Source organism: Azospirillum sp. NS33 (assembly GCF_059703765.1).
This window is the reverse complement of sequence record NZ_BAAKJB010000064.1, coordinates 1-16399: the sequence shown is the minus strand read 5'-3', so window position 1 is coordinate 16399 and position 16399 is coordinate 1. Positions and strand designations below refer to the sequence as shown.

3 protein-coding genes are annotated in these 16399 nt (G+C 78.7%); all 3 read right to left on the bottom strand.

All coding sequences use genetic code 11. The features are described from left to right. Positions 1–11275, bottom strand: an 11275-nt coding sequence (locus tag AC6H2I_RS30115; RefSeq protein WP_497504484.1) for an SDR family NAD(P)-dependent oxidoreductase, incomplete at its 3' end; no start/stop codon positions are given. Further along, a complete protein-coding gene (locus AC6H2I_RS30110; RefSeq protein WP_497504483.1) occupies positions 11272–14712 on the bottom strand; it encodes a MupA/Atu3671 family FMN-dependent luciferase-like monooxygenase in 3441 nt (1146 codons plus the stop codon). The genes AC6H2I_RS30115 and AC6H2I_RS30110, both read right to left, overlap by 4 nt. Next, positions 14709–16399: KR domain-containing protein (locus AC6H2I_RS30105; protein WP_497504482.1), on the bottom strand; the 1691-nt coding region annotated here is incomplete at its 5' end. The genes AC6H2I_RS30110 and AC6H2I_RS30105, both read right to left, overlap by 4 nt.

Here is a 16399-nt window from a genome sequence, read left to right as displayed (position 1 = left end):
CCTGGGCCGGCACGGCCCAGGCGCCGTCCACCGCGGCACCCGCGGCCAGCCGGTCCAGGCGGTCGGCCAGCTCGGCGGCGGAGTCGCCCAGCACCGCGAGGCGGTGCGCCAGCGCCGCGCGCCCGGCCAGCAGGGTCCAGGCGACGTCGGCCAGCCGCGCCCCGTGGTCGCGGCGCAGCCACGCCGCCAGCCGCCGCGCCCGCTCCGCCAGCGCCTCGGGGGTGGCGGCGGACAGCACCAGCAGCTGCGGCCCCGCCACCGCGGGCAGGGCGGCGCGCCGGGGTGCCTCCTCCAGCACCAGATGGGCGTTGGCGCCGCCGGCCCCGAAGGAGCTGACGCCGGCGACCCGCGGCCCCCCGTCGGCCACCCGCCAGAGGGCCGCGTCGCGCTGCAGGGCGAAGGGTGTGCCGGCGAAGCGCAGGTTGGGGTTGGGCGTCCCCGCGTGCAGCGTCGGCACCAGGGTGCGGTGGCGCATCTGCAGCAGCACCTTGATCGCCCCGGCCACCCCGGCCGCCGATTCCAGATGGCCGATGTTGGACTTGACCGAGCCCAGGGCGCAGCCGCCCTCGGGCGCCCCGGCGAAGGCCCGGCTCAGCCCGGCCAGCTCGATGGGGTCGCCCAGCGGCGTGCCGGTGCCGTGGGCCTCGACATAGGACACGGCGGCCGGGGCCACCCCGGCGCGCTCCAGCGCCTCGGCCACCAGGGCGGCCTGGGCGTCGGGGTTGGGCACGGTGTAGCCGCTGGTGTGGCCGCCGTGGTTGACCGCGCTGGCGCGGATCACGCCGTGCACCGCGTCGCCGTCGGCCAGGGCGCGCTCCAGGGGTTTCAGCACCAGCGCCCCCACCCCCTCGCCCGGGACGTAGCCGTCGCCGCCGGCGCCGAAGCTGCGGCAGCGGCCGTCGCCGGCCGCCATGCCGGCCTTGGCGAGGATCCAGTACTTGCTGGGGTGCAGGCTGAGGTTGACCCCGCCGGCGACGGCCACCGTGCAGTCCCCCGCCGCCAGCGCCCGGCAGGCGAGGTGGATGGCGCTCAAGGAGGAGGAGCAGGCGCTGTCCACCGCCAGGCTCGGCCCGTGGAAGTCCAGCACGTGGGAGACCCGGTTGGCGATGTTCCAGTAGGCGGCGTTGGGGCCGACCAGGTTGCCCTTGGCCCATTCCTCGGGCCCGAAGAGCTGGTAGTCGCCGTACATCACGCCGACGAACACCCCGGCCTTGCGCCGCGCCGGGTCGGGATCGCCGGCGAACAGGCTGTCGCGGGTGTGGCCGGCGTCCTCCAGGGCGGCGTAGGCCACCTCCAGGAACTTGCGCGCCTGGGGGTCGATGGACTCCGCCTCCTTGGGCGAGACGTGGAAGAAGCGGGCGTCGAAGCGGTCGGCGCCGTCGATGAAGCCGCCCCACTTGCAGTGGCTGGTCCAGGGGTTGGCGCGATCCGGGTCGTAGAATCCGTCGAGCGGCCAGCGCTCCGCCGGGATCTCGACGATGCAGTCACGGCCCGCCAGCAGGTTGTCCCAGAAGGCGTCGAGGTCGGCGGCCTGGGGGAACAGGCCGTGCATGCCGATGACGGCGATGTCGGTGGCCGCGTGACGGCGCGGGGTGCCGTTCCCGGCGTCCCCCGGCGGCACGGGGGACGGAGCGGGGTGGGCATCCGGCGCGGCCATCCCCATCCCCGCCAGCCGGTCGGCGAGCGCGCCGACGGTGCGGTGCTCGAAGAACAGGGTCTTGGGCAGCTCGCCGAAGGCCTCCTCCAGCCGGGCGTTCAGCTTGACGATCATCATCGAATCGATGCCGTAGGCCTCGAAGGGCTGGTCCTCCTCGACGCGCTCGGGGGGCAGCTTGGCGACCTCCGCGAGCACGCCCTTGAGGACCGCCACCACCCGGCCGCGGGCGGCGGGTCCGGACGGGACGGCGTCCGCGCCGGGGGCCGGACCGGCGGCCGGGCGGCGGTCCAGGAAGGCGCCGAGACGGGCCGCGTCGCCGTGCAGCACCATGGCCTGGGCGACGTCGAGCGACGCGGCGCGCGCCGCCGCCGCCAGACCATCCGCCGCCGGCATCGGTGCCAGCCCGGCCACGCGCAGCAGCGCGTCGGCCGTGTCGGCGTCGGGGCGCATGCCGCCGTCCCGCCACAGCGGCCAGTTCACCGACAGGGTGCGCCCCGACCGCGCACCGGCCGCCCGCAAGGCCTCGCGCCGCAGCGCGACGCCGTCAAGGAAGCCGTTGGCCGCGGCGTAGGCGCCCTGCCCGGCCACCCCCAGCTCGGCGGCGGTGGAGGAGAACAGCACGAACAGGTCCAGCGGGTCGTCGCGGGTGAGGTGGTCGAGCGCCACCGCGCCGGCCGCCTTGGGCGCCAGCACGGCGGCGGCGTCGTCCGCCGCGGCGGTGCGCAGCAGCCCGTCGCGCAGCACCCCGGCGGCGTGGAACACCCCGTGGAGCGGCCCGAAGCGCCGCCGCGCCCGCTCCAGCGCGTCGCGCAGCGCCGTGGCGTCGGCCACGTCGACGCGCAGGGGAAGCACCTCCGCCCCGGCGTCCTCCAGCGCCGCCAGGGCGGCGGCCTGGTCGGGCGTGGGCGCCGAACGGCCGAGCAGGACCAGGCGCGCCCGGCGTGTCTGCGCGAGGTGGCGGGCGAACAGCAGGCCGAGACCGCCGAGACCGCCGGAGATCACGCACACCCCGCCCTCGCGCAGCGGCAGCCCGTCGACCTCCGCCCCGGCAGGGGCGGCGACCATCCGGCGCACCGCACGCCCGCCCGCACCATGGCGCACCAGCACGGCGCCGTCGTCACGGCCCAGTTCGGCCAGCAGCCCGGCCGCATCGGCGCCCTGGACGACGCGGCCCGACACCCGTCCATCCTCGGCCGCCAGGGTGCGGAACAGCCCGGCCGCGGCGAGGTCGAGCGGCGCGTCCACCGGCCGCCCGGCCGAGGCCAGCAGCAGCCGCCCACCCGCCCCGCCGCGCAGCAGCGCCTGCGCCGCCGTCAGCACGGGGGCCAGCGCCGCCTCGGCGTCGAAACGGTCGAGAGCGCCGGCCAGGGTCGCCGGCTCGTCCTCCGCCGACCCGATGAAGACGATGGACGCGGCGCCGGCGACCGGCAGCGGCTCGCCCGGCGCCACCCGCTGCGCCCGCGGCCCCCAGGCGGGGTCGAGCGGCGCGTCGGTGACCACCAGGACCGGACCGGCGACCGCGGCCGCCTCGGCCGGCGCCGGCACCCAGGCCGGCACCCGGATCAGCGTCGCCGCCGCCGCGTCCGGGGCCAGCCGCCGCGCCGCCAGCCCCCTCAGGCGCAGCCTCGGCGCCCCGTCCGGGTCGGCCACGTCGATGTCGAAGCGCAGCAGCGCGTCGTCCGGTCCGGACACCAGCCGGGCGTGGGCCACCGCCGGCCCGGCCAGGGTGGCCTCGATCTCCAGGGACTCGAGCGCCACCGGCACGAAGGAGCCGCCCGCCGCCCCCGCGGCGAAGCCGATCCCGGCCGCCGCCTGGAGCGCCCCGTCGAGCAGCCCGGGGTCGAGCGGGCATCCCGTCCCCAGCCCCGCGGGGGCGGCGGCCGGCATCAGCTCCGCCAGCGCCTCGCCGGGGCCGGCGGCCAGCCGGCGGACGGTGCGCAGCGCCGGTCCGTAGCGGTAGCCGGCCGCCGCCATGCGGGCGTAGAGCTCGGCGCCCTCGACCGCGACGGTCATGCGCCCGCGGACGGCGGCCACATCCAGCCGCCCGCCGGGCGCGCCGGGCGGGCCGGCGCGCAGCGAGGCATGGGTGACGGCGCCGGAGCGCACGGCCACCCGCCCGTCGTCGGCGACGTCGATCGACAGGGCGACGGCCCCGTCGCCCCCCGCCCCGGGCACCGCGACGGGCACCGCCCAGACCACGCCGGTGAGCGCGCCGACCGCGCCGAGCCGTCGGGCCGCCGCCGCCCGGGCCAGCTCCAGCACCGCGGCGCCGGGCAGGATCGCCCGCCCGGCGACGCGGTGGCCGGCGAGCAGCGGGTGGTCGGCGCGCAGGACGACGCGGCCCGGGTCGTCGATGACCGGCGCAGCCGGCGTGACCGGTGTGGCCGCGGGCATCGCCCAGTAGCGCTCGCGGGCGAAGGGGTAGCCGGGCAGGCGCACCGGCGGGCAGGCCACCGGGAACAGCGCGGCCCAGTCCACCGCCTCGCCCGCCCGGTAGCGGTCGGCGGCGCGGTGCGCCGGTCCCTCGCCCGCCAGTGCTCCGTCGCGCAACGCCCGCGCCAGGCCGGCCAGGCTGCCGGCGACGACGGCGGTGCGCCTGGCGAAGTGGCCGCGCCCCAGCGCCAGGGTGCGGGCCACGGCGTAGGGATCGGCGTCGCCACGCTCCGCCCACGCCACGAGGGCGGCGACGAGGCGTGCCAGGGCGTCGTCGGTCTTGGCCGAGAGCGCGAACACCCAGGGGCCGGCCGGGGCGGCCACCGCCTCGGGGCCGGGGGCCTCCTCCACCACCGCATGCCCGTTGGTGCCGGAGAAGCCGAAGGAGCTGACCGCCGCACGGCGCGGCCCGTCCGCGTCCCACGGCCGCCGCCCGGTCGCCACGACGAACGGGCCGGCGGCGAAGTCGATGTGGGTGTTGGCCGTCCGGAAGTTCAGGCTGGGCGGGATGGTGCGGTGCCTCAGCGCCTGCACCGCCTTGACCAGCCCGGCCATGCCGGCCGCGGCCATGGTGTGGCCGATGTTGGTCTTGACCGAGCCCAGGGCGCAGAATCCCCGCGCGCTGGTGAAGGCGGCGAAGGCGTCGGTCAGCGCCGCCACCTCGATCGGGTCGCCGAGCCGCGTTCCGGTGCCGTGCGCCTCGATCAGACCGATGCTGCGCGGGTCGACGCCGGCGCGGCGGTACACCTCGACCTCCAGGGCGGTCTGGGAGGCGGCGGAGGGGGCGGTCATGCCGCTGGTGCGGCCGTCCTGGTTGACCCCCGTGCCCAGCAGCACCGCGTCGATGCGGTCGCCGTCGCGCACGGCGTCGGCCAGGCGCTTCAGCACCACCACCCCCACCCCCTCGCCCGGCACGAAGCCGTCGGCCGCGTCGTCGAAGGTGTGGCACCGCCCGGTGGGCGAGGCCATGCCAGCGTCGCAGAGATACTGGAAGATGTCCGGGGACAGCAGGTTGACCGACACCCCCGCGGCCAGCGCCACGTCGACCTCGCCGCCGGCCAGCGCCCGCGCCGCCAGGTGCAGCGCCACCAGCGACGAGGAGCAGCCGGTGTCGATCGGGAAGGCGGGGCCGCGCAGGTTCAGGAAGTAGGACAGGCGCGCCGAGAGGATCGCCATGGACGCCCCCAGCGTCTGCAGCGCCGGGCCGGCGTCGGGGGCGGCGTAGTTGTTGGCGGACGCCCCGACATAGACGCCGCAGCGCCCGGCCTCCAGCCGTTCCGGTGGCAGGCCGGCGTCCTCCAGGGCGTGCCACGCCTCCTCCAGCAGCACCCGCTGCTGGGGGTCCATCACCTCCGCCTCGGCCGGGGTGATGCGGAAGAACAGCGGGTCGAAGGCATCATGGTCGGGCAGGAACCCGCCCCATGTCGCGTGGCATCCGGGGGCGCAGCGCTCGACCTCGCGGATCGCCGAGCGGCCCTCGGCGATCAGGTCCCAGAACGCATCGACGTCGCCGGCACCGGGGAAGCGGCCGGCCATGCCGATGATGGCGATGCGCCCGTCCGCGGCGTCCCCCACGGCGACGGGGTGGGGCGAGGGAGGCGCGCCGGGGGCCGCTGCGGCGAGGGTCACCGCGTCTCCGAACCGCTCGCGGACATGGGCCGCCAGGTCGCGCACCGTGCCGTAGTTGTAGAGGTCGGTGGAGCGCAGGGCGATGCCCAGCGTCGTGTTGATCGCTTCGGCGATCTGCGGGGCGACGATGGAGTCCACGCCCAGCTCGGCGAAGGGCACGCCGTCGTCGATCCCGGCGGGATCGAGGTCCAGCCCCTCCCCCACCCGGGCGCGCAAGGCCGCCTCCAGGGCGCCCGGCGCCGCGGTTGGGGCGCGGCCCGCCGGCACCGGAGCCGACCCCGCGGCCGCCGGGACCGGGGCCGAGACCGGGGCCGGGGCCGCACCGAGGGCGGCGAGAAGGACGCTGTGGGGGAAATCCTCGGGGTCGGCCAGCCCCGGCAGGCTCACCGCGCTCACCCGGCCGAAGCCGGCGGCGGCCAGCGCCCGGCGCCACAGCGGCACGTCCAGCAGCGGCCCGTGCTCCAGACGGTCCGCCGTGTCCTCGGCCAGCCACCAGCCGTCGAGCAGGCCGAAGGTCAGCGTGCCGAAATCGTCGACCCGGGTCAGCTCGTCGATCACCGCCAGCCCGCCCGGCTTGAGCATCCCGGCGACGTGGCCGAGCGTGCGGTCGATGCGCCGGGTCGCGTGCAGCACGTTGGCGGCGATCACCACGTCGACGCTGCCCGCCTCCACCCCCTGGGATTGCGGGTCGCGCTCGATGTCGAGCACCTGGAAGCTGCGGCCCGGCCCGGCCAACGCCGTCCGGCCGTGGCGCACGAAGCCGGCGGAGACGTCGGTGTAGACATACGCGCACGCCAGCCCCTGGCGCTCCAGCTCGGCCAGCACGGCGCGGCTGGTGGCGCCGGTGCCGGCGCCGACCTCCAGCACCCGGGCGGTCGGCCCGGCCCGGCGCACCGCCGCCGCCACGGCGCGGGCGACCAGCCGGTTGCAGTGGGCGAGCGCCGGCTGGTCGCGGTAGACCGCCTCCACCCGCTCCATCGAGCCGCCGGGGAACACCACGTCGGTGGCCGGCACCTCGCCCGTCAGCACATCCGCCAGGGCGTCCAGGCAGGGGTCGAGCAGCGCCAGCGCCGCCGCCGCCGCGGGTCCCAGCGCCGCCAGCTCCCGGCGCAGCGTGCCGGCGTCCCCGTCCGCGGTGCCCGTCTCCCCGGCGGTGGCGCGCGACAGCAGATCCTCCAGCGCGCCGCGCAGCGGGGCGAGACGGGGCAGCACCGGGCCGATGCCGGACCCGAGGACGCCGGCGACGCGGCTGCGGATGTAGCGTTCCATCAGCGGCCCGGCATCCGGCAGCGGGTCCGTGCACTCGGCCAGCGCCGCCTGGGCGGCGCCGACCGCGGCGGCGGCGATTCCCGTGCCCGGTCCGGCGGCCTCGGCCTGCGGCAGGGCGCCCATGGCCTGCCACGCCTCCTCGGACAGCGCCGCGGCGACGCTCTGCCAGGCGGGGCCCGACAGCGCCGCCTCCAGGGCGGCCAGCCCGTCCGCCACGGCGACGGTTCCCGTGCCCTCGGCCGCCAGCCGGGCGACCTGGTCGGCGGGGAAGCTCTCGTCATGCCACAGGCCCCAGTGGACCAGCCGCACCGGCCGCCCCTCCAGCGCCAGCCGGGCGGCGAACGCCTCCTCGAAGCCGCAGGCCGCGCAATAGCTGCTCTGGCCGACGTTGCCGGGGAAGCCGTGGAAGGCGCCGATCGAGGAATAGACCGCCAGCACATCCAGGTCGAGACCGCGGGTCGCCGCGGCCAGGGCCTTCAGCCCGTCGATCTTGGGCCGCAGGGCCTCGGCGAACTCGGCCTCGCGGCTGCGCTCGATGCGGGCGAACACCGGGTCCACAGCGGCCTGCACGACGCCGTTGACGGCCGCGAACCCGGCCGGCAGGCCGGCCAGCAGCCGCGCCACGGCGCCCGCCTCGGCGACGTCGCAGGCGCGGTACAGGGCCCGCCCGCCCAGCCGCTCCAGCTCGGCCAGAAAGGCATCGCCGTCGGGCCGCGCCGGGCGGCGCCCCACCAGCACCAGCCGCGCGCCCTGGGTGGCCGCGAGGTGGCGGGCCAGCGCCCGCCCCAGCCGCCCCATCCCGCCGACGATCAGGTAGACCCCGCCGCGCCGCCACACCGGCCCGCCGGCGGAGTCCGGAGCCGGCACCAGCCGCCGCTCGTACCGCCGGGCGCCGCGCAGCAGCACCGGCTCGCCATTGGCCGCCCCGGGGTCGACGGCGAGCCGGGCGGCCAGCGCCGCGGCTCCGGCGCCGTGGGTGGTGCAATCGGCGGCGGCAACGTCGAGGAGACGCACCCGCCACTCCGGGTTCTCCCGCGCCGCCGCCTTGGCGAGGCCGGCGGCGGCGGCGCCGTCGGGTCGGCCCGGCCCGCCGTCGCCCGGCGCCGGCCACGCCTCCGCGGTGACCAGGGCCAGCTCGATGCGCCGTCCCGCGGCACGCTGCAGCAGGCGCAGCAGCGCCGGCGCCCCGCCGTCCGGGCCGTCGAGCACCCACACCCGGGCGCCCTCGGGGATGTCGATGCCACCGGCCTCGGCCGGGCGCAGGCGGGTCACCGCAGCGCCGGCCGGCGCGCCAGGCGCATTGGCGTGCGCGGCTAGCGCGTCGGCGTGCGCGGCTAGCGCGTCGGCGTGCGCGGCTAGCGCGTCGGCGTGCGCGGCTAGCGCGTCGGCCAGCGCCGCCATCCCGTCGCCGGCGACGATCACCGTTGCCGTGGGGGTGCGCAGGGCCCGCCGCGGGCGCGGCCGCTCGACCCATTGCGGCACCATGCGGCGCAGCGGGAAGGGCGCCGCCGCCGGCCGGGCCTGGGCGCCCGCCGCGGCGAGGCGGAAGCCGGCCAGCTCCACCAGCGGCCGGCCCGCGGTGTCGGTGATGGCGAGGTCGACCACGCCGCCGCCGGCGTCGAGCGCGCGCACCATGTGCTGGCCCGGGGCGAGCGGCCCATGCAGGCGCACCGCGGCGACGCCGGCCGGGTAGCGGACGGTGGGCCGCGGCCCGTCGTGTTGGGCCAGCAGCGCCACGGCGGTCTGGATCGCCGCGTCGAGGGCGCGCGGCGGCAACGACCCGCCGGTCTCCAGGCACACCGCGGCCAGGGCCGTGCGCGGGCCCAGCCACAGCCGGTCGAAGCCGCGGTAGGTGGGGCCGAGCACGACGGCGCCGCCGGCCTCCCCCAGCTCCTCGCGCGCCACCACCCGGGTGGCGGCGTCGCGCAGCGCGTCGAGGTCGAGAGCGGCCGGCGGGGGCAGCGGGTCGAACCGGGCGGTGGCCTCGGCGTAAACGGTGCCGGCGGCCTCCAGGCGGCAGCGGAACCCGTCGTCGACCGTCACCCGCACCGTCGCGCCATCGTCGGGCACCGTCAGCGGCCGGCGCCAGGCGGCGTCCACCAGGGCGGTCGGGGGGCGGCCGCGCCGTGCCGCGGCGGCGCGGGCGAGGTCGAGGAACACCGCCGCGTGCAGCACCGCCACGCCGCCGATGCGGTGGTCGCCGACCCGCGGATCGGCCGGGTCGAGCCGCAGCTCGTCGACGGCGCCCGGGGGCACCGGCGCGGCATCCGCCGGCGCCGGCCGGGCGGCGGCCCAATGGCGGGCACGGGTGAAGGGATAGCCCGGCAGGTCCAGGGCACGGCGGCGGCCGGGGAACAGGGCGGCGGCGTCCAGCCGCCCGCCCTCCAGCCAGCGCCGGGCCAGCGGGTCCGTGATGTCGGCGTCGCCCTCCAGCCGGCGCACCGCGTCCTCGACGCTCGCGGCCACCGCCGCCCAGCGCCTGGGGAAGGCGGTGCGCCCGGCCAGCAGCGTGCAGGCGAGGTCGCCGAGGTCCGGCGCGTCACCGGCGGCGAGCCGGGCCCGCAGCCAGTCCGCCAGGCCGCGGCGGCGGCGCGCCAGGGCCGTGTCGTCGCGCGCCGACAGGACGAGCAGCGCCGGGCCGCGCCACGGCGCGCCGGGCGCCGGCCCGGGCGCCTCCTCCACCACGCAGTGGGCGTTGGTGCCGGAGAGCCCGAAGGAGCTGATGCCGGCGCGGCGCGGCGCGCCGGGTGCCGACGGCCAGTCCCCGCCCTGCCCCGCCACCGCCAGAGCCGAGCCGGCGAGGGCGATGCGCGGATTGAGGGTGCGGAAGCCCGGCAGGGGCGTCAGCCGGCGGTGTTTCAGGCACAGCACCGTCTTGATCAGACCGGCGATGCCCGCCGCCTCCGAGGCGTGGCCGAGGGTGGCCTTGACGGTGCCGAGGGCCAGCGGCGGCAGCCCCGGCGCACGGCTCCCGAACACCGCGGCCAGCGCCGCCGCCTCCACCGGGTCGCCCAGGGGCGTGCCGGTGCCGTGGGCCTCCAGCGCCGTCACGGTGGCGGGGTCGGCTCCGGCGCGCTCCAGCACGGCGCGGATCAGCGCCGCCTGCGCCTCCGGGTTGGGCGCGGTGATGCCGTTGGAGCGGCCGTCCTGGTTGGTGCCGGTGGCGCGGATCACCGCGTCGACCCGGTCGCCGTCGGCCAGGGCACGGTGCAGCGGCTTCAGCACCACGGCCGCCGCCGCCTCGCCCACGGCGATGCCGTCGGCCGACGCGTCGAAGCTGTGGCAGGCCCCGGTGGCGGAGAGCATGCCGGCCCGGCCCATGGCGACGAAGGCGCGGCCGTCCAGGAACAGGCTGACCCCGCCGACCAGCGCCATCTCCACCGTGCCGGCGGCCAGCGCCGCCACCGCCGCGTCCAGCGCCACCAGGGAGGACGAGCACGCGGTGTCCACCGTCACCGCCGGGCCGCGCAGGTCCAGCGCATAGGCGATGCGGGCCGCCAGCATCGAGACGAGGTTGCCGGTCATGCCGTAGGCGTCGGCCGCGGCGTCGTCCGAAGCCGCCAGCAACCGCTCGTACCCCGACCCCGAGGCGCCGACCCACACGCCGACGGCGCGGCCCGCCACCGCCTCGCGCGGCAGGCCGGCGTTCTCGAGGGCCAGCCACGCCTGCTCCAGGAACAGCCGCTGCTGCGGGTCCATGGCGGCCGCCTCCTTGGGCGAGACGCCGAAGAACGCCGCGTCGAAGCGGTCGATCCCGTCCATGAAACCGGCCCGGTGGCCGGCGGCGTCGCGGCCGTCCGGGGCGGGCCGGACCAACGAACGGCCGGAGGCGAGCGCGTCCCACAGGGCGTCGAGGTCCGCCGCGCCCGCGAAGCGGCCGGCCATGCCGATCACCGCGACGGCGCACCCTCCCCCGGCGTTCTCCGGGGCGGGGGCGGCCGGGACGGGCGCCGGACCGGGGTCCGGGGCGGCGGCCTCCACCTTGCCCGCCGGCCCCTTGGCCGCCGCCATCACATGCGCCGCGAAGGCGTCGGGGGTGGGGTGGCGGAACAGCGTGTCGATCCCGAGGCGCAGCCCGTGGTCGCGGTTGACCCGGTCGAGGAAGCGCACGCCCAGCAGCGAGGTCAGGCCGAGATCGGCGAAGGCGCCGCCGCCGGGGATCTCGGCGACCGGGCATTGCAGCACCTCGGCCAGCAGCCCGTGGACGCGGGTGGCGTCCGCGCGGGCGGCGGTCGCGGCGGCGGTCGCGGCGGGGCGGCGGGCCAGGCGGGCGGCGTACGGGATCATGCGAGCCCCAGGGCGTGGCGGTTGGTGGCGAGGGCGGCGTCGCGGTCGGGCTGCGGCCGGGCGACGATCAGGACGTAGTGGATCAGCCCGCCCTCCAGGGCCTGGCCGAAGCCGTCCCAGGAGCGCTGGACGGCGGCGGTCAGCGCCATGCCGGCACCGTCGGCCGCCCCCGCGGCCTCGCGGGCCAGCATGGCGTCGAGGGCGGGGTCGTGCAGGAAGTGGGCGACCTCGCGGGAGGCGTCGATGCACTCGGCGATCGCCAGGCCGTGGCGGGCGAACAGGGCGGCGTACTCGTCCTTGGGCCAGGTGTAGGAGCCCACCTCGGGCAGCTCGATGGGGGCCACCGTGGCGGCGACGCAGTCGGCCAGCACGAGATGGCCGTCCGGCGCCAGCGAGGCCGCGATGTTGGCGAACAGCCCGTCCTTGTCGGCGACGTGGTGGGCGACCTCGAAGCCGAGGATGAGGTCGGCCGGCTCCGGGAAGGGATCGCGGGCGCTGTCGCGGCGGTGCACCGCCAGCCGGTCGGCCAGGCCGGCGCGGGCGATGCGCGCCGCCGCCGTCTCGGCCTGCCGGGCCGACAGGGTGTAGCCGTGACCGCGCAGCTGCGGGTGTCGGCGCGCCAGCTGGATGAGATCGGTGCCCAGCCCGCAGCCGATGTCCTGCACCCGCTCCACCCGGGCGAAGTCCACCGCCGACCACAGCACGTCGCGCATCTCGCGCTGGCGGTCCAGCATCAGCGCCCAGTGGGCCGCGCGGCCCTGCCGGTCCTGGAAGGTGGCGGTCCAGGAGAAGCCGGGCACCACCTCCGGGAACGGCGCCAGGGTCAGGTAGACCTCGTCGTCGCCCACCGCCTCGGCCCGCGTCACGAAGTCGTAGAAGCGCGCGACCGCGTCGTCGCCCGCCACCGCGGCGCCGGCCGGCGGCGCGGCGAGGTCGACGCGGTCGAAGGCGGCGACGCGGCGGGGGCGGCCGGCCGCGCCCGGCGGTGCCGCCTCCAGCACCACGTGGGCGTTCACCCCGCCCAGACCATAGGCGTGCACCGCCGCCCGCGGCGGCCGGCCGGCGGTGTCGGGCCAGGGCTCCGCGGCGGCGGGAATGCGGAACGGCGTCTCGTCGAGGTGGAGGTCGCCGGGCGCTGCCGTGCGCCCGATGGTCGGCGGCACGGTGCGGTGCTCCAGGGCCAGCACGGCGCGGGCCAGCCCGGCGATGCCGCCGGCGGCGTCGAGGGAGCCGATCGCCGGCTTCACCGTGCCCAGCGCCACCCGGCCGCGGTAGGCCTGGGCCAGCGCCCGCACCTCCGCCAGGTCGCCGACCGCGGTGCCGCCGCCATGGGCCTCGACATAGTCGACCCCGTCCGGCGCCACCCCGGCGTCGGCCAGCGCCGCGGCGGCGCAGGCCGCCTGGCGCTGCGGGTTGGGCAGGGTGAGGGAACCGGCGCGCGCCCCGGCGTGGTTGACGGCGCTGCCGCGGATCACCGCGCGCACCGGGTCGCCGTCGGCCAGCGCCGCGGCCAGCGGCTTCAGCACCACCGCACCCACCCCCTCGCCCCGGGCCTGGCCGGCGGCGGCGGCGTCGAAGGCGTGGCAGCGCCCGTCCGGGGCCAGCACGCCCAGCGCGCGCAGCCCCGCCGATTCCGCGTCGGACAGCAGCAGGCTCACGCCGCCGGCCACCGCCACGGCGCATTCGCCGGCGCGCAGCGCCCGCACCGCCCGGTGCACGGCGACCAGCCCGCTGGAGCACGCGGTGTCCACCACCTCGCTGGGTCCTGACCAGTCGAAGACGTGGCTGACCCGGTTGGGCACCAGGGAATGGACGGCGCCGGTCATCGCCAGGGGGTCGCTGGCGCCGGCCATGCGCTCCCGCCAGCCCGGGGAGTAGACCGCGGCGAAGACGCCGACGGCCGCCCCCCGCAGCGGCCCGGCGTCCAGCGCCGCGTCCTCCAGGGCGGCGGCCACCGCCTCCAGGAACAGGCGCTGGTGCGGGTCCATCAGCGCCGCCTCGGCCCGCGACAGGCGGAAACGGCGGGCGTCGAAGCGCTCCACCCCGTCGATGAAGCCGCCGAACGCCAGGGCCGGCCGCTCCACCCCCGGCCAGCGGCCGGGCGGCGGCGGGCGCAGGGCGTCGCGGCCCTCGGCCTGCGACCGCCAGAACGCGTCCGGGCCGTCGCCGCCGGGGAAGCGGGTGGCGAGGCCGATGACGGCGATGGCGCCGTCCGGCCCGCCGCCGCCCCGGGGACGCGCGGGCGCCGGCGCCGGGAGAGGACGGTCGGGCTGCCCGTGCAGCCGCCGGCGCAGGGCGGCGAGGTGCTCCACCCCCTCCAGCGCCAGCTCCTCGGGCACCCCGAAATCGATCAGCGCCGCCACCTCGGTCACCCCGGCGGCGGCCACCTGGTCGAGCAGCGGCCGGCAGTCCTCGGCCGGGCCGAACAGGGCGGCGGTGCGGGTGTAGCGCTCGTAGGCGAAGCCGACCATCTTCTCGCGCTGCTCGGTGGTCAGGGCGCGGCCCTCGGCGCTGGCCTGGCGCTGCGCGTCGAGGGCGGTGCGGACATATTCGGTGAACGGCGCGCGCACGGCGGCCGCGACCCGCTCCCGGTCGGGATGCACCAGGGTGTGCAGCATCAGCGCCACCCGGCCGCCGTCGGGGTCGCGCCCGGCGTCGGCGCGGCCGGCCCGGTAGGCGGCGGTGTTGCGGGCGACGTCGTCGAGCGTGCCGCCGATCAGCATGGTGAGCACGCCGAAGCCGCGCTCCCCGGCCCAGCGGAAGGTGTCGGGGTTGCCGGTGGCGGTGATCCACACCGGCGGAACCGCCTGCACCGGACGCGGGTAGACGGCGACCGGAACCTCCCGCCCCTCGCCGTTGCGCCGCGTCACGGTGCCGCCGCCCCACAGCGCCAGCACCTCGTCGACGCCGCGGCGGAAGCGGGCGCGCCGCTCGGCGAAGCCGTCGGGGGCCAGCACGAAGTCGTTGGGGTTCCAGCCCGAGCCGAAGCCCGGTTCGGCCCGCCCGCCCGACAGGGTGTCGAGCATGGCCCAGGTCTCCGCCACCCGCAGCGGCTCGTTGAGGGGCAGGATGACGCTGCCGGCGCGCAGGCGGATGCGCCGGGTCAGCGGCGCCAGCGACGCCAGCAGGGTCGCCGGGTCGGGATAGGGTCCGCCGAAACGGTGGAAGTGCCGCTCCGGCACCCACACCGCCGACAGCCCCAGCGCGTCGGCGCGCACCGCCGCCTCGTGCAGCAGGCGGTACAGCCCCGCCGCCCCGCCCTCCGCCGCCGGGGCGGAAAAGAACATCAGGCCGATCTCGAGCGGCCGCGCCGGCACCGCCGCCGCCGCGCCGCGGGTGCGGGCGAACGCCGCCGGCGACAGCGGCGCCAGCGCATCGGCGCCGCGGGGTCGGCTGCGCCACAGGGCCAACAGGTCGTCGGATGCGGTGCCGGTCATGCGGGGGTCGCCTCCCGGGCGTCGCGGCCGCCGTCGAGCGCGCGGGCCAGGCGCTCCACGGTCGGGTGTTCGAAGAACATGGCGGGGTCGACCGGCCGGCCGAGGCGGCGCTGCAGCCGGTCGGCCACATGCAGGGCCTTGATGCTGTCCAGGCCGCAGGCGGTGAAGTCGTCGGGGTCCACCTTCATGTACTCCACGAACACGGCGCGGATCGCCGCCTCCAGCGCGGCGCCGCACGGCGGGTCCGCGGCGTCGGGCGCGGGCCCCACCGCCGCAACCGCCGCCGCCGCCGCCGGCCGGCCGGCCAGGGCGCGGCGCAGATAGGCGCCGTAGGCCTCCCGCTCCTCCGGCGCCAGGGCCGCCAACTCGGCCAGGAACCCGGTGTCCTCGTCCGCCGGCTCCGCCCGGGGCACGGCCGCGAAGCCGCGCACCAGCGCCGCGACCCGGTCGGGCCGGCCCAGCAGCACGGCCAGCCCGCTCTCCCCCGTCTCCAGGGCGCGGGCGATGGCGGCCAGCCCATCGTCGGCGTCCAGGAGGTCGAGGCCCATCGCCGCCGTCCGGCGCTCCTTGCCGGCATCCAGGAGGCGGTCGTGGCGCCATTGCGGCCAGGCCAGCGCCAGGGTGCGGCCGTGCCGCCGCCCGGCCGCCACCGCCTCCTGGCGGGACGCCGCGAAGGCGTCCTGGAAGCGGCAGGCGGCGGCGTAGTCGGTGCCGCCGGCCAGACCGGCCCAGGAGGCCAGCGAGGAGAACAGGACGAACCAGTCCAGCCGCTCCCCGGCCAGCGCGGCGTCCAGCGCCAGGGTGCCGGCCAGCTTGGGCGCCAGCACCGCGGCGAAGGCGGCGGCGGTCTTGGCGGCCAGCGGCGCGTCGTCGACGGCGCGGGCGAGGTGCAGCACCCCGTGCAGCGGCCCGAACCGCGCGCGGACGCGGGTCAACGCCGCGGCCAGGGCGGCCGGGTCGCCGAGGTCCGCCGCCTCGTAGAGCACGCTGCCGTTGCCGCCCAGCGACGCCAGGCGGCGCGCCACCGCGTCGTCGGTCGCCGGGCGCCGGCCGAGGATGGCGACCCGGGCGCGGTAGCGGGTGAGCAGGCGCTGCGCCAGCGCCAGCCCGACCTCGCCGAGGCCGCCGGCCAGCAGATAGGCGCCGCCGACCCGGAAGCCGATGGCGGCGGCGCCGGCGGCCGGCGGGTCGAGCAGCAGGTCGGGCACCTGGCGGGTGCCGCCGCTCCACCGGCTTTCCGGCCCGTCGGCGGCGGCCAGCTCGGCGCGCAGCGCCCGGCCGGCGTCCTGGCCCGCCGCCAGCCCCACCGCCCGCACCGTCCAGCCCGGCGCCTCCAGCGCCAGCGACCGGGCGAAGCCGGCCAGCGCGGCCCCGGAGGGGTCGCCGTCGCGGTGGGGCAACAGCAGCGCCGGCGGCCGCGCCAGCCCGCCCAGCGCCCGGGCCGCGGCGAAGGCCGCCAGCGCCGGGCCGGCGGGGTCGTCGCCGGGCCGCAGCCCATCGCCCAGCACCACCGCGTCGGGAACGCCGGCCGCCAGCTCCGCCGCCAGCCCCTCCGCCGGCACCGCTGCGGCGATCAGGCCGCCCAGGCTGTCCGCCAGCGGCCCGACGCCCAGCCCCCGGGGCGTGGCCCCCCGCGGCACCGCCGCGGGCGCCGCCCGCCAGCGCCGCGGCTGGTGGCGCGGCGCTG